This window comes from Nemorincola caseinilytica (assembly GCF_039540515.1).
GTDB classification, from domain to species: Bacteria; Bacteroidota; Bacteroidia; order Chitinophagales; family Chitinophagaceae; genus Nemorincola; species Nemorincola caseinilytica.
Genome location: NZ_BAABFA010000011.1, coordinates 1 through 24,230, shown reverse-complemented (window position 1 = coordinate 24,230; position 24,230 = coordinate 1). Strand labels below are relative to the sequence as shown.

Genomic DNA, 24,230 nt, shown 5'->3' with positions numbered 1-24,230 from the left:
GTTGTGATACCGCTATAATGATCGGTTATAACGGCACCCTGCCGGCAGCGGCTATCATGCCGCCTACTATTTTGTCTATCGGCAGGGTAAAGGTATGCTCGCCCACCTCGCCCAGCGGCAGCCAGTAGGTACGCTCGCCCGGCACATGGTTCACAATGGGTCGTACAGCATTGGCCATCACCCGGTAGTATATGCTTATCACCTGCGAATCATCGAATGCGGAGTGCTGAAAGAAGTCTGTGGTGTAGAAATGTTCTGTTACGGTCACATCCAGCCCCAGTTCTTCCTTCCATTCGCGCACCAGGCAGTCGCGGGTGCCTTCGCCCCATTCCAGCCCGCCGCCGGGCAGCTTCACTACCACCCGGCCGCGTATCTGCTCCTCGTTCACCAGCAGCCTGCCCTCATGTACCCATATGCCGTATACCCTTACGTTGAAGCGCCTGTTCATATCGTTCGTTACTTCTGTTCGTCCGTCTTATCCGTCAAGTCTTCGGTAAAGTGGCGCACCTGTTTATCCTGCGCGAACTTACCCGCATTGTACTGTGCCGATGCATTGCGCGGTATCGAAAGACTCTTCCAGCTATCGGTGCTGCGCAGCTTGGCTATGTACACTATCTGCCCCACATGGTAGCAGTAGTGCGATATCTGCCTGTTCACGGCCTCCAGTATGGTATGCCCTTCGTTGCGGATGTAAATGATCTTGTCCAGGTCGTTATCGGTAATGATGGAGAGCGCATCGAAAAGGCACTGCCAGCCTTCCTCCCATTTCTTCATTATCTCTTCGCGGCCGGCCAGGTCGTTATCGAACTCCGCATCGCGCTGGCGCCATGGCTTCTCGCCATCTGTCGTCAGAAAGTCCGTCCAGCGGCTCATCATATTGCCCCACATGTGTTTCACTATGGCGGCCACGCTGTTGCTGTCCTCGTTGGCCTGCCATAGCAGTTGCTCATCGCTCATCTGCGCCATTGCTTTTTCACCCAGTTGCTTATACATAGCGAACTGGCGCCGCGCACTATCCAGATACTTTATCATATGCTTCTATTTTTCGTTTTACCTATTGTTACATTGTCTTTTACTTGCGTATACCTGCCAGCTTCGCTACATGCTTCAGCAGGCTATACCCCCATAGCAGCGGCACTACCGGGGCAAATAGTATGTTCAGCCGCACCAGCCGTGCATAGGCGCGTAGCTCGCCCTTGCGCATGGCCCAGCGGTCGCCGCTCACGCCGCCCTTTGTTGTCACCCCGCGAAAAAGCCTTGTGAGCTCGTAAGGAATATAAGCCGCCTTGTGCCTGTAGCATATCCTCAGCCACAGGTCATGGTCCTCGGTATGCCGCATCGTTCGCTCGAACCTGAAACCGGCCCCATTGCGCAGTACCACGCATGATGTTGATATGGTATTGCGCAGCACCAGTCCCACGAACGACACCCCATGCACCTGCGGGCTTTTGGTGATCGCATCGTGCATTATATCGCGCAGTGTATGGTCGTGGTACAGCAGGGCTATCTTTCTGTCCTGGCTTAGTATCCTGGCAGCTATCGCTAGCTTATCCTTGTGCCAGGCATCATCGGCATCCAGCAGGGCTATGTGTGTGCCGGTGGCGGCATCCAAGCCTGTGTTGCGGGCCACAGAGCTACCGCTGTTCACCCTGCTTTCTATCAGTTTTATCCTGTCGCCGTACAGCGCCCGCAGGTAGCTTACCGTATCATCGGTGCTGGCATCATCTACCACTATCACCTCGTGCGCCGGCAGGCTTTGCGCCAATACACTATCCAGCGCCCGGCCAATGGTATTCCTGCCATTGTATACCGGGATAACGACACTGATAGCGATATTTCCATCCTGTGACGGCATCGGTAACTGTTACAAATTCTCGTAGGTGGCCAGCAGGGTCTTTGCCTGCTCCTGCCAGCAGTATTTTTCTCGCGCCCGCATACAGTTCTCCTGCAGGCGGTAGTAGTAAGCATCATCGGTCAGCAGGCGATTCAGCGCAGCGGCTATGGCCTCAGGCGTCAGGTCTGCTACCAGTGTGCCTATCTCGTACTCTGCATTCACTCGCTCATACTCGGGGTACTTGTTGCATAGCTGCGGTACGCCCGAGTGCATATAATCGAAGAAGCGGTTGGCAAGTGATAACCTATTGCTCAGGCTCGTGTCCTCGAAGAGGGTCACGCCCACCCATGCCTGTATGGTATATTCCACCAGTTGTGCAGGTGGCACATACCCTTTGAATATCACCTTATCCTCCACACCATGTTCCCTTGCTATCTCCCGCGACCGTTCAGAGAAATTACCCTCGCCGCATATTATCAGCCGTGCGTTCACATGCTTCATGGCAGGTATCAGTTGCTCGAAGCAGCGGCCTACGTTCACCGCGCCCTGGTACAGCACAAAGCGTTCCTTCTTCTCCGGTATGATAACGGGCCGCAGCACTGTGGCATTGCGCACTACCCCATAGTTCACACCATATTTTTTCTTGAAATCCTCGGCATAGCACTCACCTATGGTATACCCTGCCGGGAAGTGGGGCACGGTATGCCGCGCTATCCAGTGCCACATGCGGTATACTGCCGGGCGTGTTATCACCTCGCGCAGCTCGGTAAATATCTCGTGCGCATCGTGTACCCGCTTCAGCCCCCGTATGCGCGACACATAATATACCGGCAGAATGGTATCGAGGTCTATGGCACACAAGACATCAGCTTTACGGAACAGGAGGAAGAAAAAAAGGTTGAACCAGTAGTGGGCATACATGATCTTGCCCTGCTCTGCTATTATGGGCAGCCGCACCTGTTTGAATGGCCTGTCTATGAGGGGCTTGCTCGTCTTCCTGCGAAAACCTACCAGTGTCACATCATGCCCGGCCTCTGCCAGCGTGGTGCATATGCGTATCATGCGCTGGTCGTAATTCAGGTCGTTGGTAACGGTGCAGACTATTCTTTTGGCCTTCATGGGTCTGCTGTAAAGATAGTGCGATAATGGCATTCGCTGTCACACCCCTAATGCAAGAGAGCCACACCATATGGTGTGGCTCATCAAATGATATGCTCCTTACGGCCTAGCGTTCGTCGTTGAACTTGCCGGTGATATTGGTACGCCTGCGGCGCAGCTTGTACTCATTAGCTTTGGCATACTTTATCATGGTCTTGTCCAGCCCGTAGCTGTCATCGCCATATATGTACACCGTTCTTGTGGCCAGCTTCGCAAAGGTGTGCTTCACTACACTGTCGCGGTCGCGCTCATACTGTATGTTCAGCGGCTCCAGCGTGCCCGACAGTTTGTCGTTCACTACATTGAAGTAGCATATATACTGGGTGTTGCTGGCGCCTGTGCAAAAGGTGATGAAAGACATCTTCGTCAGCACCGGATCGTCGGTATAACTGAACTTGCCCAGGAAGTTATTGAAGTAATCTACCACGCTCTTGAAGTCCTCATCTTTTATACCACCACATTTGGCCACTATGTGGTTCTTGCGCAGCAGGTGATCATAGTCCCTCATGTTAAAGGTATCTATGTACTCTACCAGGGTCATCTTCTTCGCCTCCAGGCCATGGAACACTTTTTCGTACTTCTGCTGTGTCATCTCCACTTCCTCGTTACCAGCTGCCGATTTTGCCCTTACCTGCACCAGCGGCCCATTATCCATATTGCATTCTCTGGCCCACCATGTGGCCACGTTGGCATCTTTGGTCTTCACCATGGCCAGTGCGCTGCGTATGGCCGCAAAATAGTTCAGTTCGCCCTGTGTCTCCCAGCGGCTGCTTACCGAGGGCACACTGGCCGTGCGCATCAGCATGTACCCCCACTCGTCGTTAGAGCTGCTTATCACCTTGTCCCCGTTCCTGTTGAACTGTTTGGCATAGTTCCTGGTAAAACCCGCCAGGTCGTTACCGTTGTTGTCATGCACAGCACAATCGCCACATGGATATTGGTTCTTGCATGGTAGCCTATCCTGTGCCGACAATGGTCCGGCAAGGGCGGTGGTCAACAGCAGGGCAGCGATCTTAAGAGTGTTTTTTCCTTTCGGTAAAGACATAGAGTGCAGTATTATGTACAGTGATCGTAAAGATAAAGCAATGCGCAGCCAAAATAATAAAAAAACTGTCTAAAAGAGAAAGATACGACCCATTATTCCGGCCAGGGCATTGGCGGAACCTGCAGGCCCGGCATCCTCTCAAAAAAAGGCCGCCCCGGGATATCCGGGGCGGCCTGTACTATCAGTTATTCAATGCTTAGTTCTTAACAAAGGTCTTGGCAGTTACCTTGTCGCCATTGTTGAAGAACACGACAGAGTACATACCCGAGGCCAGGCTGGCAACGTCTATGCTGCCTTTGCCATTCACCAGGGCCACATTCTGTATCTCCCTGCCCAGCATGTCCACCACTTTGATGGTGATGTTGTCGTTCATGGTGATACCCCTTACTTCTATGTTCACCCTTGTATCGGCAGGGTTAGGATAGAGGCGTACATCCACCATGTTCACATCTTCCGGCCTTACATCTGTAGGCACGTTGTAGTAGGTCTTCTGGAAGCAGCCATTGTGCTCCGATATCACCCAGTAGCGCCTGTTGGTGAAGTCAGGATTAGGCTGGTAGTAAGACTGCTGTATACCACCTGGTATCCTTGTAGAATCCAGCGAAGCGGCATCATCATAACCCCACTGGTACATGCTCGATGTATTGTCGGTACAGATGAACTCTTTCTGGAAGTACTTCACCTCAGGAGTGAAGGCAGTATCTGCACCCACCTCTACGGTGAACGAATCTACCACATAGCAACCGGTGCTGGTTATCTGCGTAGTGAGGCGCACTATAGCTGTACCCGGGTTAGGGAAGTTCACCAGGGCGTTCTGCCTGTTGCCTTCAGACTGGGCATATATCTCGGCGTTCACTGCCGTCCATATGAACGATGTGCCGCTGCCTGGTGCCACCTGAGCGCCAAAGTTCCTGAACATCGCACCGGCACAAAGTACCGAATCTGAATGTATGGATATAGCGGTATGAGGAGCCTTGCTGTATACTGTGATGTTTATCGTAGCCACATCCACACCGCAACCCGATGTCATAGTGTAGCTGATGGTCACAGTACCTGCAGTGAGGGCCGTTACCACACCTGCCGCATCTATCGATGCCACAGCAGGAGCGCTGCTTGTCCATACACCACCTGTCTTGGTAGATGATACAGTAGTTGTGTATGTGATACACAGGCCTGCTGTTGTCGCGCTCAGCGTACCTGCATCAGGCAGTGGGTTCACGGTCACCACATAGGTAGCAGTGTCTATGCTGCAGTCGTTCTCTACCACATAAGATATGGTAGTAGTACCTACTGCTACACCTGTCACTACACCCGATGTACCTACTGTAGCTATAGTGATGTCTGCGCTGCTCCATGTACCACCTGCATCGCCCGAAGATGTGAGCGCTATGGTAGACGCTACGCAAACTTCTGTAGCACCACTCACTGCACCTGCATTGGCCAGTGGTTTCACGGTCATAGGCAGTGTAGCTGCGCAGCCCGAACCTACTATGTAAGATATCACTGCGGTATTCGCAACAACACCTATCACCACGCCCGATGCATCTACTGTAGCCACAGCATCATCGCTGCTGCTCCATGTACCACCCGGTGTGCTAACTGTCAGTGCAGTAGTAGCGCCAACGCATACCTCATCGGCACCGAATATGGCCGCAGGCACAGGATCAACGGTCACTTGTTTCACTACAAAGCAGTGAGCAAGCGGTGTAGCATAAGATATGTTGGCAACACCGGCCGTAACACCTGTTACTATACCTGTAGTACCTACGGTAGCTACCGATGGTGTACCTGTGCTCCAGCTACCGCCAACATAAGTATTGGCAAGGGTGATGGTAGCGCCCTCACACACTGTCGACGGACCTGTGATCGGGTTCAGTGTAGGCTCTACTGTCAGCATCCTGGTGATGTAGCATGCAGAAGTGAGCTCGTAAGTGATGGTAGATGTACCAACGCCTGTCGCCGTCACGTTACCGAAACCATCTATCGTGGTCACAGCAGTGTTGCTGCTGCTCCATGTGCCGCCCGGTATCGGGTTGGCAACGAAAGATATGCTGCCGAGACACATGTACTGTACACCGGTTATTGACGGAGGCAGCGGGTTCACCGTTACCTGCTTGATAACGCTACAGCCTGTAGCGAAGAGCGTATAAGTAATAGTAGTATTACCACTTACCACACCTGTTATCAATCCGCTTGCAGCATCTATCGTTGCTACAGAAGGATTGCTGCTGCTCCATGAGCCGAACGGAGTCGCATCGGTCATAGTGGCTGCCGAACCTACACATATCTCTGAAGGACCAGTGATGTTGGCAGGCTGCGGGTTAACAACTATGAGTGCCGAAGACGAACACCCTGTAGGCAGTATGTTCATTATGGTAGCGGTACCTGCGCTCAGCCCCTGTACCAGGCCTGTGGTAGAACCTACCAGCGCTACAGAGGTATTGCTGCTGGTCCATGTACCTCCCACCGTAGTGGTACTTAGCAATGTGGTAGCACCTACGCAAGTATTGTATGTACCCGTTATCGGTGCCGGAACAGGGTTCACCGTTACGTTCTTCGTACGGTAACAGCCTGTGCCCAACAGGGTATACGATATCACTGCATTACCCACCGATATACCCGTCACCTCGCCAGATACGAGGTTCACAGGGGCTATGGCAGGTGCGTTCGATGTCCATATACCGCCTGTAGGTACGCTGCTGAATGTAGCAGATGCGCCCTGGCATATGCTGTCCAGACCTGTGATAGGCGCAGGCAGAGAGTTCACCGTTACTATGAACTGTGCGAAGCAGCTTCCGGGCAGTTGGTACACTATAGTAGCAGTACCGGATGCTCCACCCGTTACTACACCTGTAGTACCGTCTACGGTAGCTACCGACGAGTTCGTACTTGTCCATGTACCGCCTGCTATCGAGTTCAGCAGTGTTATACTCTGACCCGAACATACCTCATGCGGACCTACGATGGCCGATGGAGAAGGGTCAACAACGAACGTAGAATGCACCATGCAACCTGCACCCAGAGTGTAAGATATCTCTGTAGAACCTGCAGAATGCGACGTAACTATACCGCTGGTAGCACCAATGGTAGCTACAGAAGTGTTGCTGCTGCTCCATGTACCACCTACTGCCGGCGGCGTAAGTGTGGTCGTTTCGCCAAGGCATATCTCGAAGTCGCCTGTTATAGCGGTCGGTGCCTCGTTCACTGTTATGGTTATCTTGGTAGAGCAACCGCCGGTAAGTGTATACCTGATGGTATCCACGCCTATGCTGTTACCTGTCACCTCGCCGGTAGCGGGGTCTATGTAGGCCACGCTGATGAAGTCGCTAGACCATATACCACCCGGAACAGGGTTGGTAAGGATGGTAGAACCGCCCTGGCATATATTGGTCACGCCGCCTATAGCACCTGGCAGTGCATGCACAGTAGCTATCTTGAATGCGCGGCAGCCGGTAGGCAATGTATAGGTTATCACACTCACACCTACACCGGTACCGGTAAGCAGGCCTGTAGATACCCCTATTGTGGCCACTGTCATAGAGCCGCTGGTCCATGCGCCGCCTGCTGGTGTAGCAGTAAGTGTGGTAGTAGCACCAAGACAAACTTCAGCTACACCTCCTATCGGATCAGGTACAGCGTTCACGGTCACTATCACCGAGCTGGCACAGCCTGTAGGCAGTGTATAGCTTATGGTAGTGGTACCGGCAGCTATGCCGCTCACTACACCTGTCGTTCCTACGATGGCTATCGTCTCATCAACGCTGCTCCATGTACCACCCGGTGTAGATATACCGAGTGATGTGTTAGAACCTTCGCACACCTGGGCCGAACCTGTTATAGAACCGGGAAGCGGTGTCACAGATACTATCTGTGTAGTGCGGCAGCCTGTGCCTATAGTATAAGTTATCCTTGCAGTACCTACACTGTTGCCGGTAACAACGCCCGTAGTGCCATCTACAGATGCGATGATGGGGTTGCCACTGCTCCAGGTGCCCGGTATAGTAAGGTTAGAAAGCGTAGTTGTAGAGCCCTGGCACATATTGGGTATACCCATTATAGCGCTAGGCACAGGGTTCACTGTCACCAGTGCTGTATCTGTACAGCCTGTAGGTGCAGTGTAGGTAATGATGGATGTACCTGCGGCCTGGCCCGTAACAAGACCTGTTGTCAGGCCTACTATAGCTACGAACGTATTGCCGCTGCTCCATGTACCACCGGGTGTCAGGGTGCTCAGGTTTGTCTGTGAGCCTTCACATACACCGGTCACACCTGCTATCGGCGATACCATTGGCAGTACTGTCACGGTCTTGGTAACGAAACATGTTGTGGCCAGTACATAGCTGATGTTGGCAACACCTGGCGAGAAGCCGGTCACCACACCATTGGTACCTACCTGGGCTATGGCATTGTTGCTACTGCTCCATACACCGCCCAGTGTGGGGGTGAAGTATGTAGTAGTACCATTCACGCATACATTGTTCACACCGGTAATGGCAGTAGGCGCAGGCTGCACCGTCACAACGCGCGTTGCCTGGCAACCTGTGCTCAGCTTGTATGTAATGGTAGAGGTACCTGAAGTTATACCTGTTACTACACCTGTCAGCATGCCTACCGAAGCTACGCTTGTAGCGCTGCTGCTCCAGGTACCGCCCAGTACACTGTTAGACAATGTAGATGTATTGCCGATACACATTGACAGAGAACCTGCGATAGCTGCAGGCAGAGAATTTACGGTAACAGTGGTCACACGCGCACAACCTGTAAGTGGGTTGGTAGCGGTTATATCCACAGCGCCTACACCTGTACCTACAACGATGCCCGTGGCCGACCCAACGGTAGCGATACCCGCATTAGCGCTGCTCCATACTATACCCGGAGTGCTGTTGCTAAGCGTAGTAGAAAGGCCCAGACATACGGTAGCAGTACCTGTTGTAGTACTTGGCTGTGCGTTAACGGTCACTTGTGTTACAGTGCGGCAACCGCTTGGCAGCAGGTAAGTTATGTTCGCTACACCTGCGGCCACACCTGTCACTACACCGGTAGAAAGATCCACTGTAGCTACACCTGTGCTACCGCTTGTCCATGAGCCACCGGCCAGGTCATAGGTAAGTGTTATGGTAGAGCCTACGCATGCCAGCGCCGGGCCCGATGTGAGCGTAGCCGTAGGAGACACGGTAACTGTAGTGCTTCTGCCGCAGCCATTGGATGTCACATATGATATTGTGGTAACACCTGCCGAAACACCTGTGAAGGCGCCTGTGGTAGATGTTATAGTACCTACCGAAGGTACAGTGCTGCTCCAGGTACCGCCGCCGGGTGAGCTTATCATCGATATGCTGGAACCCTGGCATACACTAGGCAGGCTAACGATGGGAGACGGAGTGAGTACAACTGTCACTATCCTGGTAGTGGTACAACCATTGGCTCCGGTATACGAGATAGTAGATGTGCCGATAGCGCCCGAGGTCACTGTACCTGTACCAACGTCTATAGTGGCTACAGAAAGGTTGCTGCTGCTCCATGTACCGGGCATAGTAGCACTGGTCAGTGTGCTGGTACTACCGCCTGAGCATAGTATCGCAACACCTGTTATAGTGGCAGGCAGCGTGTTCACCGTTACTATACTTACTGTATAGCAGCCGGTAGGATTAGTATATGTAATGGCAGTGGTACCTGCTGTAAGCGCATTGAATGCACCCAGGCTCGATATGGTACCTACAGCAACATTGCTGCTGCTCCATGTACCAGGTGCCGATGTGTTGGTATACACGGTAGTAGTACCCGAGCATACTGAAAGGCTGCCGGCTATGGCTGCTGGCAGCGCATGCACCGTTACTACTTTCAGAGCTATACAACCCGATGTAGATGTATAAGATATTGTAGATGTACCTGGTGCCACAGACGATACAACACCCGTCAGGCTCACAGTGGCCACCCCGGTATTACCCGATGACCATGTGCCGCCCGGTGTCAACGTTGAAAGTACTGTAGAGAAGCCCATACATACCGATGCAGAACCTGTTATGGCAGTAGGCAGTGGGTTCACTGTTACGAGGTCGGTAACAAAGCAGCTTGTCGACAGCTTGTATGTGATGTAGGCAGTACCTGCCGACACACCGTATACAAGGCCCGAGGTAGCGTTCACCGTAGCCACAGTGGCCAGCGATGTAGACCATGTACCACCTGCAACAGTGTTCGTAAGCATAATGGCCGAGCCCACACACACCTCGTGTGTAACACCGCCTATCACATCAGGCAGTGGGTTCACGGTAGCGGTCACACTGCGTGTACAGCCGTTCACCGCAGTATAGGTAATGTCTGTGGTACCTGCATTTATGCCGGTCATATATCCGGTACCGGGCAGTATATCTGCTACGGTATTATCATCTGTGCTCCACAAGCCACCGGCCGGTGTGCTGTTAAGTGTAGATGTACCCCCCACGCATACCACAGCAGAGCCGGATATAACAGTTGGGCGTGCCAATACGGTCACCACATTCGTTACACGGCAGCCCTGGGCATTCACATAAGATATTGTTGTAGTTCCTCCTACAAGGCCGCTCAGTACGCCCGTCACAGGATCTATCGAACCTATCACCGCTGCCGATGAGCTCCATGTGCCCGCAGGTACGCTGGCAGGGGTGCTGGTAAGCGTTACCGTAGAGCCCACACACACAGTGGCCGGGGCCGATATAGCTGCAGGAAGCGCATTCACCGTCAATGCCTTTGTACGGAAGCAGCCTGTAGGCAGTATATAGCTCATTATCACAGTACCTGCTCCGGTACCTGTTACCACACCTGTGGTAGTTATAGTAGCCTTGGTAGCATCGCTCGTGCTCCATGTGCCGCCTGTAGAAGAATTGGTAAGAGTTATGTTAGAACCGACACACACTACATCGGCGCCGGATATAGCCAATGGCAGTTGATTCACCGCTACTACCTGTACCCTGGCACAGCCGGTGCTCAGTGTGTAAGATATAGATGCATTACCATTCAGCAGACCTGTCACATTACCGAACGGATCGACAGTGGCAAGCGTAGGCATACCCGAGCTCCATGTACCGCCGAGGGTAATGCTGCTGAGTGTGGTCACAGAACCGATACAAACACTGGGGAAGCCGGTTATTGGCTGAGGACGTGGGTTCACGGTCACGGTCGATATCGCCATGCAACCGGTAACACCGCCAAGGCTGTAGGTTATATCGGTGGTACCTGCGCTTATACCTGCCACCACACCCGTGCTGGAACCAACTGTACCTACAGCAGTATTGCTGCTGCTCCAGGTACCGCCGCCGGGCGTGCCTATCAGGTTAGCGGTAGACGCCTCACATACTTCCAGTGTGCCTCCTATCGGGCCCGGTGTAGCGTTCACGGTCATTTGCAGTGTGCGCCTGCAGCCGGTACCCAGCGTATAGGTGATGGTAGTAGTACCCATGTTGATACCTGTAACAACGCCTGCACCATCTATGGTACCTACAAGCGGATTGCTTGATACCCATGTACCGCCGCCATCAACATTGGAAAGGGCAGAAGTGCTGCCTACACACAATACGGCCGATCCGTCTATAGGTGCAGGGGTCGGGTTAACAGTAAGCTCTGTTACCGTCATACATCCGGTGCTTGTCAGCTTGTATGTGATGTTGGTAGTACCTGCTGTTAAACCTGCTGCCAGACCCGTAGATGCATTTATGGTACCCACAGCCGTATTGCTGCTGCTCCATGTACCACCGGTAGTGCTGGAAAATGCAGTAGTAGTGCCCGGGCATATGGCCAGCGAGCCGGCAGTTACTGCAGGCAGTGCGTTGATGGTCACCGTTACCGTACGGAAGCAGCCTGTGCCTATTGTATAGGTAACGGTAGCTGTACCCGCCGATACGCCTGTTACAACGCCCGAGGAAGGTACCAGTATATCTGCTACCGATGCATCGCTTGTGCTCCATGTACCACCGGTAGTGGTAGAGTTGAGTGTAGTAGTGGTACCGGGGCATGCCTTGGCAGTACCGGTTATAGCGGCAGGCTGCGGGTTCACCGATACCTGCAGTGTAGTGCGGCACTGGCTGGGGCCGGGATAGTTCACTGTATAGGTCACTATAGAGGTACCGGCATTCAGACCGGTCACCACGCCTGTAGTAGAATTTACGGTCACTATCGGTGTCACAGTGCTGCTCCATGTACCCAGTGCAGGCGAGCTGGACAGTGCCAGTGTCTGCGCCACACATACCGTGTTGCCACCTGTTATGGGCGTAGGCACTGCATTTACTGTAGCTACTTTTGCACGGTAGCAACCTGTTGGAAGAATATAAGATATCGTGGTCGTGCCAGGGCTCATAGCGGTCACAAAACCGGTGCCTATTGTCACATCGGCTATAGTGGGATCATCGCTTACCCAGTCACCACCGGCTATCGTGGCCGTCTGCGTGCTGTTCGCGCCCACACAAAGAGGAGGCAGTGCTGTGCTGATGAATGGAACGGGGTTCACCGTTACTATCTTCACCGAGCGGCAACCCGTTGGCAGGGTATATGTGATACCTGTAGTGCCCGAACTGGCGTTCACACCGGTAACTATACCACTTGTTATTCCCACAGTGGCAAATGCCACGTTCGAGTTCCAGGTACCACCTGCAGGCACACCCGTCAGTGGTATGCTCGACTCCACGCACACAGCCGCGGCAACAGGCACACTGTTCACCGTAGGGGTCACATTCACCGTCATTGCGTGCGTACGGTAGCAACCTGTAGACAGTGTATAGCTTACCGTAAGCGTACCATTGGCAACACCACCCATATTAGTTATAGTACCCGATGTAGATACCGTACCCACAGCAGGGTTGCTGCTGCTCCAGGTACCGCCGGGCGTTGCCGTGGTCAGGGAAAGGGTATAACCTTCACATACCTCGTTAAGGCCTACGATAGGATAAGGCAGTCCGTTCACCGTTACTACCGATACAGCTATACAGCCGGTAGGATTGGTATAAGTTATTCTTGCAGTACCATTGGCCACGCCCAGTATATCGCCAACTGTATTATCGGCTATGCTGGCCACTGCAGGATTGCTGCTGCTCCAGGTACCGCCAGTAGTGGGGTTGCTCAGTGTGGTCACGGCATTCACGCACATGAACTGCAGACCCGTATTTGCGAATGCATTAGGATTCACCGTCACATTGGCCACTGCTATACAGCCGCCTGTAAGTGTATAAGTGATATCTACCGTTCCAGCAGATACACCTGTTACCGCACCCGAAGAAGGATGTACGGTAGCTACGCCTGTGTTGGCACTGGCCCATGTACCACCTGGCGAAACGTTGCCGAGCGTGGTAGTGGTACCTATACAAGTATTATATGAACCTGTTATGGCCGGGGGAGGCGATGTTATGGTCACATTCGCTACAGCTGCAGCGCTGGTACAGCCGCTGCCGGAATAAGTAACGGTAACACTATATATACCTGCAGCGCTGGTGCTTGGAGGTATCAGGCCTACCGTGTTCGATGTACCTGTAGTGCTGAAACCATCAGGACCGCTCCAGTTATACGAAACAAATGTGCCGGGACCTGCGATAGCACCCGCAGTGAATGTTATAGGCGTACCCACACACACCGAAGATGGCACCGCACCAAGGCTGGCCACTGTAGGCGATGGGTCTATGATAGTTGTTACGTTGTTACCGGAAAGTATTGCGCAGCTACCAGCACAAGCACCTGTTACCACTACCGACGCAGTGTATACACCGGCCAGGGTAGCAGAGTAAGTGCTGTTCGTAGCTCCGGGTATCACCGAGCCATCCTTCAGCCACTGGTAGCCCAGTGTAGGGCTGCTTGGCGACACAGCCAGTGTCACATCACCACCGTTACAGAAATTGAGCGGGCCTAAGGCCGATACCACAGGGTTCAGGGCAGTAGTGTTCACCGTGCCTGAGAACTGCATTGCGCCTATGTCCGCCACGGTACGGGTAGTACCGCTGTGGTCATCGGTTATGCTGGGGCTGGTTATGGCAACACCCCTGCTCTCTGCCAGCGAAGCGCCCGAAGGTGCATATGTGCCGGCTACAGAACCTGCCACAAGGTTGTTCTCTGTAGAGGTCATAGATTCACGGCCGCTGGCGGTCATGAACAGCTTGTAACCGCTGCATGTCAGGTTGAATGCAGAATCTACGACTATGTTGTTGGTCACGTTAGCAGTGATACCACCCAGTGCAAAACCGTTCTTCAGGTTGCTTGTGTTGGTACCATCTACATACAGATAATTGTTCGTACCCGGATTAGTGTAGTAGATATTGTTATCAGCTATGAAGTTGGTAGTAGCAGGAGCCGTACATGCTGTAGCAGATGCATAGTTCCTGGCCACCGCAGCACCAAAACCGGTACCGCTGGGGGTAACATTCACATTGATGATGTTGTTCTTCAGCGTCAGCAGGGTACCGCCATTGGGGTAAAGTACACCCTGTGCGCCGAAGTTGGCGCCGCTGCTCGCTACCGGGGTACCTGCACCTATATATATGGTGTTGTAGTAGAGGCCCCAGCTGCTACCCGTCGTAGCCGCATTGATACCTACTATACCGTTCACATTGGCCGATGAACCGGCCACCAGGTCCGATACGAAGTTGTTGTGTACATTATATGCAGTAGATGCACCCAGCAGGTTGATACCCACTACCTGTGTAGTACCCGTACCCGGACCCGCATTCAGGTTGCTGATGTTGTTCTTGAATATAGATGGCGTTACGCTGCCGTTCATCAGTATACCGTTCACGGTAGCATTACCGGTGGCGCCCGATGTGGCCAGGCCCGATATGATACAACGGCTGATAACGTTATTGGTACCTACAGCCTGCTGCTGTATACCTACCACTAAGGGTGATGTACCACCCGTAGAGGTCAGGTTCAGCACCGTGTCCAGGTTGGTAGTGATGGTGCCGCTGGCCTGGTGGTTATATATACCTGTTATGGTAGACGATGCGCCCGAGCTGCTCAGGCCATTTATATAGTTGCCCTGCACGGTACCGCCTATAGAGTTACCCACTGTGCCCAGCGTAGCGGTACTACCCAAATGTATACCATATACATTGCCTGTACCGCTTACATTCACTATCCTGTTATTATTTACTGTGCTTGCAGATGACAGATAATCTGCAGCTATACCTGCAGAGGCCGTAGAGCCGCATGTCACATTGCTGATGGTATCGAAGGTAATGATCCTGTTATGAGTGGTATTCGTACCTGTCCTGATACCTATGAATTGCGTAGTACCTGAAGTTGTGATGTTAGAGAAGTTGTTTCCGGTAATGGTTTCTGTGCTTGTAGTAGGTGTTCCAAAGTTGAAGTAACCGTACATCTGGCCACCGCTACCACTCTTTACTATTGTACCTTGGGTACGGTTGTTAAGTATGTTGTTGGTAGGCGTACCTGTATTATTGCTTATTATCAAGGCCGATCCGCTCGTTGTTGCTATACCTGTGGCCGATTTGAAGATACAGTTCTGAACCGTGAACGATGTCGCTGTAGCAGCATTTATTATCCAGTTGGTAGCTGCACTGGTACTTGCTGCTGATATATCTATTGTATTACCATTGAATACTATAGCACCAGTTGCCGAGGTATACATACCATTGGTAATTACATTCACACCCTGGTTGATGGTGACATTATTGTTGTTCGCCGTATAGTTTCCACCACCAAGATTTATTATGCCAAATGTCTGGTTGGTGTTATTGTTAGGGGCTATTGTCGTTACACTTACAATGTTATTGTTACAGGTATTTATTTGTCCGGTACCAGACAGAACGATACCATTTGCAGATGCAGATGGCGATCCTGCCGTTGTAGTGTTCGGAGTCTCTACAATGTTGACAGTATTATTGTTGATGGTACATGTGGCATTATTGGCACTTACCCATATACCCATTATACCTGCATATGCCATGCTACCGCCATTCGCGACATTATCTACGATATTGTACGATACGTTCAGGTTGTTCTGGTACCATGCGAAAATGCCATATACCTGCGAATAAAACGAAGGAGTAGGGATAGTAGTAAGCCCGCCCCAATTGGTCAGGTTATTACCTGTTGCTGCCGATGTACCACCTATATCGTTGTTCTGGTCGTAGAAAGTATAAGGAATAGCAGCATTGAAGCCCTGTATATATATGGGTCTTTGGCAGTTCGATATGGTATTGGAATAAAATTTATTGTTGCTGTTGGCATCCGCCGCAAGCGTTACCGTACCCAGTGCAGTAGTAGATGCATAGGTACAGTGGTTCATGTTTATACCTAGGGTCAGAGCTAGTATACTCCTGTTCAGTGTTATGGTACAGTTCTGTATAGTGTTGTTCTGGCAACCATCGAACGGAGATACGGCGCTCCTTTTCACCATGCTTATACCGAATTCCATTGCCAGAACCTCTGTATTGTTCGATACGGCGTCCTGCAATTTTAGCCCATTCAGCGTGGTATAGTCCACGCCCTCCAGGTTCAGTATACCATCAGCGCCCGCTGCATATGTACCTGTACCCGCCTGCGCCGTTATGGTAAAGGTAGGCGCACCATTTATGGTCAGTGTATTGGTAGAGCTGAAGGTGGCGTTCAGTATAGCGCTACCCAGGCGAAAGCCGCCTGCCGGTGCGGTCTCTGCCGTATAGCCGGGCTGCACGTTCAGTATCACGGCGCCACCGGTTATACCCGTAGTGTTCAGCGCGGTTATAGCTGCGGCCAGTGTAGGATAGGTACCACCCGTACCATAGGTATAGGTGCCTGTGGCCACGGCCTGTGCCTGCATACTGCCGAACATCAGCGCAAGCAACAGCGACACACCTGCAAAAGATCGTGATCCTGAAATAGAGCTAATAAACGTTCTCTTCATAAAACTCGTGTTTAAATTGGTACTTTTCGTAATGATCTGGTTTAATTACATCTCATTGATATACAGACAACTATAACAGGCACAAATAAGCCTGTCTCCGCTGTAACGGTATCTCATGAAACGTTCGTTTTCTTATTCTTTCTAACTCAAATAGTTATAGTACAGTTATAAAAATACAGTTTGGAAGCAAATTTAACAAAAATAATATGACTCCCACAAACTATGTCAAATAAAAATAATATTTACATGCATTTTATTGCATATGCATTTTTGCACCAACCTGTGGTTAATACTAGGCATACTTTCCTGAAGTTTTGTTAGTACGCCATACAAGTTCAAAAATACACGCATGCTTCTATGCTGTATACAGGTCATTGGTTACTATTTCATTAAATAAGCGGAAATGCTTTCAAAAAATATAGGGCACCTATCTGCAGGCGCACACTTTACAAGAATAGACCATAGAAACAAACATGCATCAACCCCTTGCATTGCCCATATCCTCCCATTGCTCAAAGAGCAGGTCCAGGTAATAGTTCTCGTTACGGGTTATCACATCATCGGCCTTCGCCAGTTGCAGGGCGAACTGTATCAGCTTTTTACGCTCTGCCGGGGTGGCATCGTCATAAAAATCATCCATCGCCTTGCGGAAGTGCCGTTCCCATTCATCGGGCCTCAGGTGGCTTATCACCTCCATTTGCTTGTCCAGGCTCACATGAAAAGGGAATTCCTCTGCCAGGTAGTTGCGTATCACCATATCTTCCCTGCTGCTCACCCTGAAGTCCACCGCCGACAATATCATCAGCAGATGGTAGCCGGCAATGGTCTTGTTCATTCGGTTATTGGGCATAGGCAGTATGGTCGTTTTTTTTAGCTGTGCGACGACAGCAGCAGGTCCAGGTCTGTGTATTTGAATCCGAAACGGCGGGCTATGGGCGCATTGGTAATGCATCCTTTGTATACATATACCCCACGCCTTATACCGTTCTTGGCCATTATTATGCCCTCTACCCCACCCATCTCGGCGCTCTGCTGCATTATGCCCATCAGCACATTGCTGATGGCCCTCGATGCCGTGCGCGATACCCCCGATGCTATATTGGGCACACAATAGTGTATCACATCATATTTTTTGAAAACAGGTTTCTCGTGCGATGTAAGGCGCGATGTCTCGAAGCATCCACCCCTGTCCATGCTCACATCTATTATCACCGATCCCGCTTTCATATTGCTCACCATCTGCTCTGTCACCACTACGGGGGTTATGCCGCCTACCGGTTTCAGCGCGCCTATGGCCACATCGGCGCTGCGCAGCTCCTCGGCCAGTATCACGGGGTCCAGTACCGATGTGAAGCAACGGCGGCCTATATTGTTCTGCAGGCGCATCAGGCGGTATACCGAATTATCGAATATCTTCACCGATGCCCCCAGGCCAAAGGACGCCCTCGCCGCGAATTCGCCCACCACACCGGCGCCTATTATCAGCACCCGTGCCGGCGCCACGCCCGATATGCCACCCAGCAGCACACCCTTGCCATTATCGGTATTGCCCAAGTAGCGGGCCGCGGTAAGTATGGCGTAGTTACCAGCTATCTCGCTCATAGAGCGTACTATGGGGTTGGCCCCCGCATCGTCCTTTATCGATTCAAAAGCTATGGCCACTATCTTCTTGGCCAGCAGTTGCTCCAGTATCTCGGCCTTCAGCAGTGGCATGTGTATCGGCGATATCACCACCTGGTTGGGCTGCAGCAGCGCTACCTCCTCTTCCGATATCGGTGCGGCCTTTATGATGGTAGTGGCCTTGTACAGCTCTGTTTTGTCGTATACTATACGCGCCCCTGCCTCACTGTAGTCGTTATCGAAGTAAAAAGACCCATCGCCCGCGCCATGTTCCACGGCCACATCATGCCCGTCGTTCACCAGCACCGATACCGCATCCGGTGTCAGCGGCACACGGTTCTCCTGGAAGGCCGTCTCCTTCGGGATACCTATGAAAAGCTGCTTGCGCCTTGGCGGTATCTCCAGTGTCTCTTCCAGGGGCACATACGAGAATGATGGCGATATGTATGGTTTCTTACTCATGCCCGCGACCGGGGATCAATGTGAAAATATCCGACAATGTACGATATTAGTTCGTGGAAAAGAAACACTTTAACGATCCCTCATCTTTAAATTAATTGTTCGTTCCGATGCTTCCGTTTTAGCTCTTGGTTTTGTAGCTTTAAATTCTATTTTTGTACACATCGTGTGTGTTCGGGCGCATATGGCCTTCGGGTCTTTATGAGGTGTGCTGGGCATAATAAAGGGCATTCTATGTTAAGACAGGCGAACCAGCAGAAACTATTACAGAAACTATCACCGCAGCAGATACAGCTCATGAAGCTGCTGCAGGTGCCTACTGCCAATCTGGAGGAACGTATAAAGGAGGAACTGGAAGAGAATCCCGCACTGGAGGCAGGTAACGATATAGTGAACAACGATACCGATACATATGAGCTGGACGGCCCGCGCAATGACGAGGATGGTGATGGCAACACCGGTGAGGAGGTAGAACTGAGCGATGACAATGCCGAAAAGGTGGACCTGGACGATTTTCTGCGCCACGAGGACGATGATGGCGGTGGCTACGACCATGGCGACGACTACTACGGCAGCGGCGGCGACGATATGCAGGTAACACCCGCACGCGTAGAGACCAGCTTCCACGATCACCTGCTCGATCAGCTGGGTATGCTGGCGCTCGATGAGCGCCGCCACCGTATAGCCGAGCAGATAATAGGCAGCCTGGACGAGGATGGCTACCTGCGCCGCGAGGCCGGCGCCATAGCCGACGACCTCGCCTTCGGCCAGAACATAGATACCTCTGTAGAGGAGATAAACGCCCTCATACACAAGATACAGCAGATGGACCCCGCAGGCATTTGCGCCTGGACCCTGCAGGATTGCCTGATACTGCAGCTAAAACGCCTGCCCGATACCCGCCCCGTGCGCGATGCCATCACCATACTGGAAAAATACTTCGACGAATTCACCAAGAAACACTACGATAAGATACAGAAGCACCTGAACCTCACCAGCGACGACCTGAAGCAGGTAATAGGTGTGATAGTGAAGCTGAACCCCAGGCCGGGCGCCGCTTTTGCGGTGGTGAACAAGGCCGAGAGCTACATCATCCCCGACTTCTTCGTGTTCAACAACAATGGTGTGCCCGAGCTCACCCTCAATTCCAAGAACGCGCCCGAGTTGCGCGTATCGGAAGGCTACAGGGAAATGATGAAGGCATACGACCGCAGCGAGAAAAAGAACAAGACACAGAAAGAGGCCGTGCTTTTCATAAAGCAGAAGCTCGATGCCGCCAAGTGGTTCATAGATGCCATAAAGCAGCGCCAGCATACCCTGCTGCATACCATGCAGGCCATCATAGACTTCCAGCGCGAATTCTTCATTACCGGAGATGAAACGATGCTGCGCCCCATGATACTGAAAGACATAGCCCAGCTCACCAGCCTCGATATATCTACCGTATCGCGCGTGGCCAATAGCAAATTCGTGCAGACGGAATATGGCACCTACAAACTCAAATACTTCTTCTCAGAGGCCCTGCATACCGAGGACGGCGAGGAAGTATCTACCCGCGAAGTGAAGACCATACTGAACGACCTGATAAGTGCCGAGAACAAGCGCAAGCCCCTGTCGGACGAGCACCTGACGGATATGCTCATGGAAAAAGGCTACAACATAGCACGCCGCACCGTGGCCAAGTACCGCGAGCAACTGAACATACCTGTGGCTCGCCTGCGCAAAGAGCTATAAGGCATTACTGTTTCACAAAGCGCTGTACGGCATCTTGTGTACGCACCATATATACACCGCCCGGCAGGTCTTGTACATCTATGTCCACATCGGTCTTACCGCCTGTGTAGGTATACACTACCCGGCCCGTCATGTCCACTATGTTCAGTTGCGCTATAGGTAGCGGCGACCTTACATGCAGATCGGTAGTGGCCGGGTTGGGCCACAGCGCTATGTTCACGACGCGTGTGTTCACATCTTCTACAGCAGTAGGCCTGTAACATGTGCCACTGCAGCTGCCACCTACTTTTTTAGCGCACGAAAGAGATGTTGTTCTTGTAGAATGATACCCCATATCATCGGGCCAGGGAGGCGTATGTGTGGCCTCCAGCACTTTAGGATATCCCTTTCTGTACACATGTGTGTTCGGCCCACCTTCAAAAAGAACTATATCGTCTGTACTATAGTAAGCGCTTACTATGCCACACACGGTATCTGCCGGTTTGTAACGCCATATCCTGTTCGGCACTATCTTTTCCTCGGGCATCATGTTGGTAGCAAAGGCATAAGAGGTATCTCCTACCAGGTTTTCCCCCTCTCCTGCATAGATCGATGTACTACTCGATCCCGGCGAAGTGGCAGATGGCGGATATACCTGTGTTACCTTCTCTACCGACAGCCACCTGTATACGCTATGTCCCGGGGCCAATACGGTCTTGCTTATTATGCTGTCATATCTCGATCTGTATGTTTCAGGGAACTCCCTGTATGTAGATGTATGCATTACGAATACATCACCCGGCTCAAAGTCGTGTAGCTCCGAAATGCGCGGCACATGGTATTCCACACGCCCGAAGATAAAGTTAGCGGCACTGGCGGTGTCCTGTTGACGCAGGTAAAAGTCGCCGGCCCATGTGCCCGCAGGCGGGTGGTAGGGGAAAAGATGCAGGTCGAATATTTGTACAAAGCCATTGTTCTTGCTCAGTACTATCTCGAAACCGTTTATCACATCCCCCGTATCGATAGTAGTATCTGCATAAGAGGTTATCCGTATGGTCTTCACAGAGTCTGTTATGCCGGCAAAGGTCATCGTATCTTCCGATAGCACAGTGGCCTGGTACCAGTGGCTAGTGGTGTCAGAGTAGAAGGTCCATGTATCGCCTGGCATGGCCTGTGTTCTTATCATTACGGTATCGTTCCATATGGTATTGAAACGCGTTGTGCCATCTGCCAGTTGCACTATGCTTTCGCCGAACCAGCTACCCATACTGGTCGATGGTCCATATATATCGCGGCGGGTCTCATAGGGGTAAAAGGTGAACGTACCTCCTATGTGGTCCATATAGTCTATACGCATACCGCGCAGGTAGCCATCGGTATTGATGAAGTACGGTATCTGTCCGGGTATAACGCAGCGGTAGCTTTGCGCGCTGCCCAAAAAACTGCAAAAAAGCAGGAAGGTAAATAGCGGGTATCTCATAAGGGTTCGGTCTTGGAGCTATAAAAATAAGACTTTTATCAAATAAAATCACCATTATATATTTAAGATCGCGGGAAAAGTGTACAAATTTTGCTCCCCTGATCCCGCGCGGACACTGGTGCTCCCCGCTTCTTGAGAGATGATCGGGGAGAGGCCAAAATATCTGCCACCGCACCATTCTTACCTGCCTATATCATCCATCTATATCTTTGCACTATGAACGTAGAGGATATACGCGAATACTGCATAGCCAAAGAGAATGTGGAAGAGACCTTCCCCTTCGATGAGGATACGCTGGTATTCAAGGTGAACGGCAAGATGTTCCTGCTGCTCAGCCTCACCGATACGCCTCTTAGCTTCAATGTGAAGTGCGACCCCGACCGGGCCATAGAGCTGCGCGGCCTGTACGAAAATACCATACTGCCCGGCTACCACATGAGCAAAAAACACTGGAACACCATAGTGGTGAACGGCACACTGAACAAAAAAATGCTGCTGGAACAGATAGACCATTCCTATGCTCTGGTGGCTACCGGCAAACCTACCAAAAAACGCTCCTGATATATGATACCTAACACCACACTCTATCGTTTCCTGCTGCTATGTACACTCGCCGCCGCGGCCCTGCCTGCTGCCGCGCAAGAGCTCATCCCATTCAGGTACAGGTCCGAGGACGATAACAAGCTCCTCACCGAGAACGACTCGCTGCGCTACTATGCCGCCATCGGCGATACGGGCGCTGCAGTGGCCATAAACGAAGAGCTGCTCACCTACAAGCTGGTGAACAGGCGCAACAAGAAAAAAGTGATAGCCGAGGGCGGCATAGTGGCCGAGGGTGAGGGTTATGTACAGCATGGCCGCTGTGTGCTTTACTACAACAATGGCAAAGTGCGTACATCGGGCATGTACCTCAAGGGCAAGCCCGCAGGCGCGTGGGAAGAGTTCTACCCCGATGGCCGCCGGCATCTCAGTTACCACTACGCTGTACTGGCCGATAAGGATGGTACCTATACCTGCATGAGCGGCGAATACAACGAATACTACCAGGATGGCGCCATCAAGGCATCGGGCCTGTACCTTGCCGACAGGCGCCGCACCACCGATACCCAGACCGTAGAAGACCCCGTTACCGGCGACAAGAAGAAAAGCACCTTCTCAAAGTCGGTATATGTGCCGCGCAAGATAGGCACATGGGAATACTATAACGATGCCGGAGAGGTAGAGAAAAAAGAAGAGCAGTAATGTCCTTCTTACAGCATATACGCGCAGCATTACCCTGCATGGCAATGTTCATGGCTGGCCTCATACCCGCCGGCCATGCTATTGCCCGCACTACCGGCTACGATGAAGAATTCAAGACATTTACCGGTGGCCTGGCAGCAGGGCTGAACCTTGCGCAGGTAGATGGCGACCGCTACTTTGGCTACAACAAGCCCGGTATAGTTGTGGGCGCATTCGTGAACATGCATTTCACAGAGCGACTGGGCCTGCAGGCCGAACTGCTCTATGTCCAGAAGGGCAGCCATGGTGTTGCGGTCACGGGGTCGCCCCTTACAGGTACATACACCGCGCAGTGTCACATAGGTCTCGGTTATATCGAAGCGCCTGTGGTGTTCCGCTACACCTACAAGGAGTACACGGCCGAGGCAGGAGCCTCCTATGCCATACTGGTACGCACCAACGAATGGATACAAGATCCGCTGGTGTATATACACGAAGACAACAACCGCTTCAACACCACCGATATCAATTATGTTTTCGGGCTGGGCAGGCATGTATACAAGCGCCTGCATGCCAATGTGCGCTTCCAGTATTCGGTGCTCTCCATACGCCCGGCAGAGCGTGTACCCTACAACTATGGCTGGGGCACAAAAGGCCAGTTCAATAACCTATTCTCAGTAAGGCTGCTTTATACTTTGTGATCACTCCACTGGCGCGGGTCTGAGGCCTGGCCTGTGCATAGCCGACCCGTGTCTATAAAAGAGAACCGATCTGCGATCATAAGTGTTCGAAAGTTTGCCTTTCTTTGTATAACCATTTCTTTCATATTTGAAAGCTCAACGAG

At 51.9% G+C, this 24,230-nt stretch carries 13 protein-coding genes; 4 read left to right on the top strand and 9 right to left on the bottom strand.

Features of this window, described 5'->3' with window-relative positions; genetic code table 11:
• Positions 1 to 25 precede the first annotated feature (25 nt).
• The 8 genes from ABD843_RS09360 to ABD843_RS09325 form a co-directional block, all read right to left on the bottom strand.
• Positions 26 to 448 carry an NUDIX domain-containing protein gene (locus ABD843_RS09360; protein WP_345082005.1) on the bottom strand — a complete coding sequence of 141 codons (423 nt, stop codon included), beginning with the start codon at positions 446 to 448 and terminating at the stop codon, positions 26 to 28.
• 8 nt (positions 449 to 456) lie between these two features.
• Entirely contained in the window at positions 457 to 1,032 is a 576-nt protein-coding gene (locus tag ABD843_RS09355) for a DUF1572 family protein (RefSeq protein WP_345082002.1), read from the bottom strand.
• A gap of 40 nt (positions 1,033 to 1,072) precedes the next feature.
• A complete protein-coding gene (locus ABD843_RS09350) occupies positions 1,073 to 1,855 on the bottom strand; it encodes a glycosyltransferase family 2 protein (RefSeq protein ID WP_345081999.1) in 783 nt (260 codons plus the stop codon).
• A 9-nt stretch (positions 1,856 to 1,864) separates the two neighbouring features.
• A complete protein-coding gene (locus tag ABD843_RS09345; RefSeq protein WP_345081996.1) occupies positions 1,865 to 2,953 on the bottom strand; it encodes a glycosyltransferase in 1,089 nt (362 codons plus the stop codon).
• Between the two features lie 106 nt (positions 2,954 to 3,059).
• Complete coding sequence (locus ABD843_RS09340; protein WP_345081993.1) at positions 3,060 to 4,037, bottom strand: hypothetical protein; 978 nt, start codon at positions 4,035 to 4,037, stop codon at positions 3,060 to 3,062.
• Positions 4,038 to 4,233: 196 nt separating this feature from the next.
• Positions 4,234 to 16,893: an Ig-like domain-containing protein gene (locus ABD843_RS09335; RefSeq protein WP_345081990.1), complete on the bottom strand. Its 12,660-nt coding sequence runs from the start codon at positions 16,891 to 16,893 to the stop codon at positions 4,234 to 4,236.
• Positions 16,894 to 17,371: 478 nt separating this feature from the next.
• Positions 17,372 to 17,743 (bottom strand): TerB family tellurite resistance protein, encoded by a 372-nt coding sequence (locus ABD843_RS09330; protein ID WP_345081987.1) that lies wholly within the window; start codon positions 17,741 to 17,743, stop codon positions 17,372 to 17,374.
• A gap of 20 nt (positions 17,744 to 17,763) precedes the next feature.
• Positions 17,764 to 18,975 carry an alanine dehydrogenase gene (locus tag ABD843_RS09325; protein ID WP_345081984.1) on the bottom strand — a complete coding sequence of 404 codons (1,212 nt, stop codon included), beginning with the start codon at positions 18,973 to 18,975 and terminating at the stop codon, positions 17,764 to 17,766.
• Positions 18,976 to 19,206: 231 nt separating this feature from the next.
• On the opposite strand from ABD843_RS09325, the gene rpoN reads away from it, so the two are divergent.
• A complete protein-coding gene (gene rpoN, locus ABD843_RS09320; protein WP_345081981.1) occupies positions 19,207 to 20,706 on the top strand; it encodes an RNA polymerase factor sigma-54 in 1,500 nt (499 codons plus the stop codon).
• 4 nt (positions 20,707 to 20,710) lie between these two features.
• Here the strand turns inward: rpoN and ABD843_RS09315 are convergent, their stop codons facing one another.
• Positions 20,711 to 22,165, bottom strand: a complete 1,455-nt coding sequence (locus ABD843_RS09315) for a T9SS type A sorting domain-containing protein (protein WP_345081976.1) — start codon at positions 22,163 to 22,165, stop codon at positions 20,711 to 20,713.
• A gap of 216 nt (positions 22,166 to 22,381) precedes the next feature.
• Between ABD843_RS09315 and ABD843_RS09310 the strand changes: the two genes are divergently transcribed.
• From ABD843_RS09310 to ABD843_RS09300, 3 genes are read left to right on the top strand one after another with little or no spacing between them, the layout of a single operon-like run.
• The gene (locus ABD843_RS09310) at positions 22,382 to 22,726 is read left to right on the top strand and encodes an MmcQ/YjbR family DNA-binding protein (protein ID WP_345081973.1); all 345 of its coding nucleotides are present in this window, start codon (positions 22,382 to 22,384) and stop codon (positions 22,724 to 22,726) included.
• 3 nt (positions 22,727 to 22,729) lie between these two features.
• Positions 22,730 to 23,407 carry a toxin-antitoxin system YwqK family antitoxin gene (locus tag ABD843_RS09305; protein WP_345081970.1) on the top strand — a complete coding sequence of 226 codons (678 nt, stop codon included), beginning with the start codon at positions 22,730 to 22,732 and terminating at the stop codon, positions 23,405 to 23,407.
• Entirely contained in the window at positions 23,407 to 24,087 is a 681-nt protein-coding gene (locus ABD843_RS09300; protein ID WP_345081967.1) for a porin family protein, read from the top strand. Before ABD843_RS09305 ends, ABD843_RS09300 begins: the two co-directional genes overlap by 1 nt.
• Positions 24,088 to 24,230: the final 143 nt, after the last annotated feature.

Coding starts and splice junctions, on each gene's coding strand:
- ABD843_RS09360 (WP_345082005.1), bottom strand. CDS start 448: ATGAACAGGCGCTTCAACGTAAGGGTATACGGCATATGGGTACATGAG.
- ABD843_RS09355 (WP_345082002.1), bottom strand. CDS start 1,032: ATGATAAAGTATCTGGATAGTGCGCGGCGCCAGTTCGCTATGTATAAG.
- ABD843_RS09350 (WP_345081999.1), bottom strand. CDS start 1,855: ATGCCGTCACAGGATGGAAATATCGCTATCAGTGTCGTTATCCCGGTA.
- ABD843_RS09345 (WP_345081996.1), bottom strand. CDS start 2,953: ATGAAGGCCAAAAGAATAGTCTGCACCGTTACCAACGACCTGAATTAC.
- ABD843_RS09340 (WP_345081993.1), bottom strand. CDS start 4,037: ATGTCTTTACCGAAAGGAAAAAACACTCTTAAGATCGCTGCCCTGCTG.
- ABD843_RS09335 (WP_345081990.1), bottom strand. CDS start 16,893: ATGAAGAGAACGTTTATTAGCTCTATTTCAGGATCACGATCTTTTGCA.
- ABD843_RS09330 (WP_345081987.1), bottom strand. CDS start 17,743: ATGCCCAATAACCGAATGAACAAGACCATTGCCGGCTACCATCTGCTG.
- ABD843_RS09325 (WP_345081984.1), bottom strand. CDS start 18,975: ATGAGTAAGAAACCATACATATCGCCATCATTCTCGTATGTGCCCCTG.
- rpoN (WP_345081981.1), top strand. CDS start 19,207: ATGTTAAGACAGGCGAACCAGCAGAAACTATTACAGAAACTATCACCG.
- ABD843_RS09315 (WP_345081976.1), bottom strand. CDS start 22,165: ATGAGATACCCGCTATTTACCTTCCTGCTTTTTTGCAGTTTTTTGGGC.
- ABD843_RS09310 (WP_345081973.1), top strand. CDS start 22,382: ATGAACGTAGAGGATATACGCGAATACTGCATAGCCAAAGAGAATGTG.
- ABD843_RS09305 (WP_345081970.1), top strand. CDS start 22,730: ATGATACCTAACACCACACTCTATCGTTTCCTGCTGCTATGTACACTC.
- ABD843_RS09300 (WP_345081967.1), top strand. CDS start 23,407: ATGTCCTTCTTACAGCATATACGCGCAGCATTACCCTGCATGGCAATG.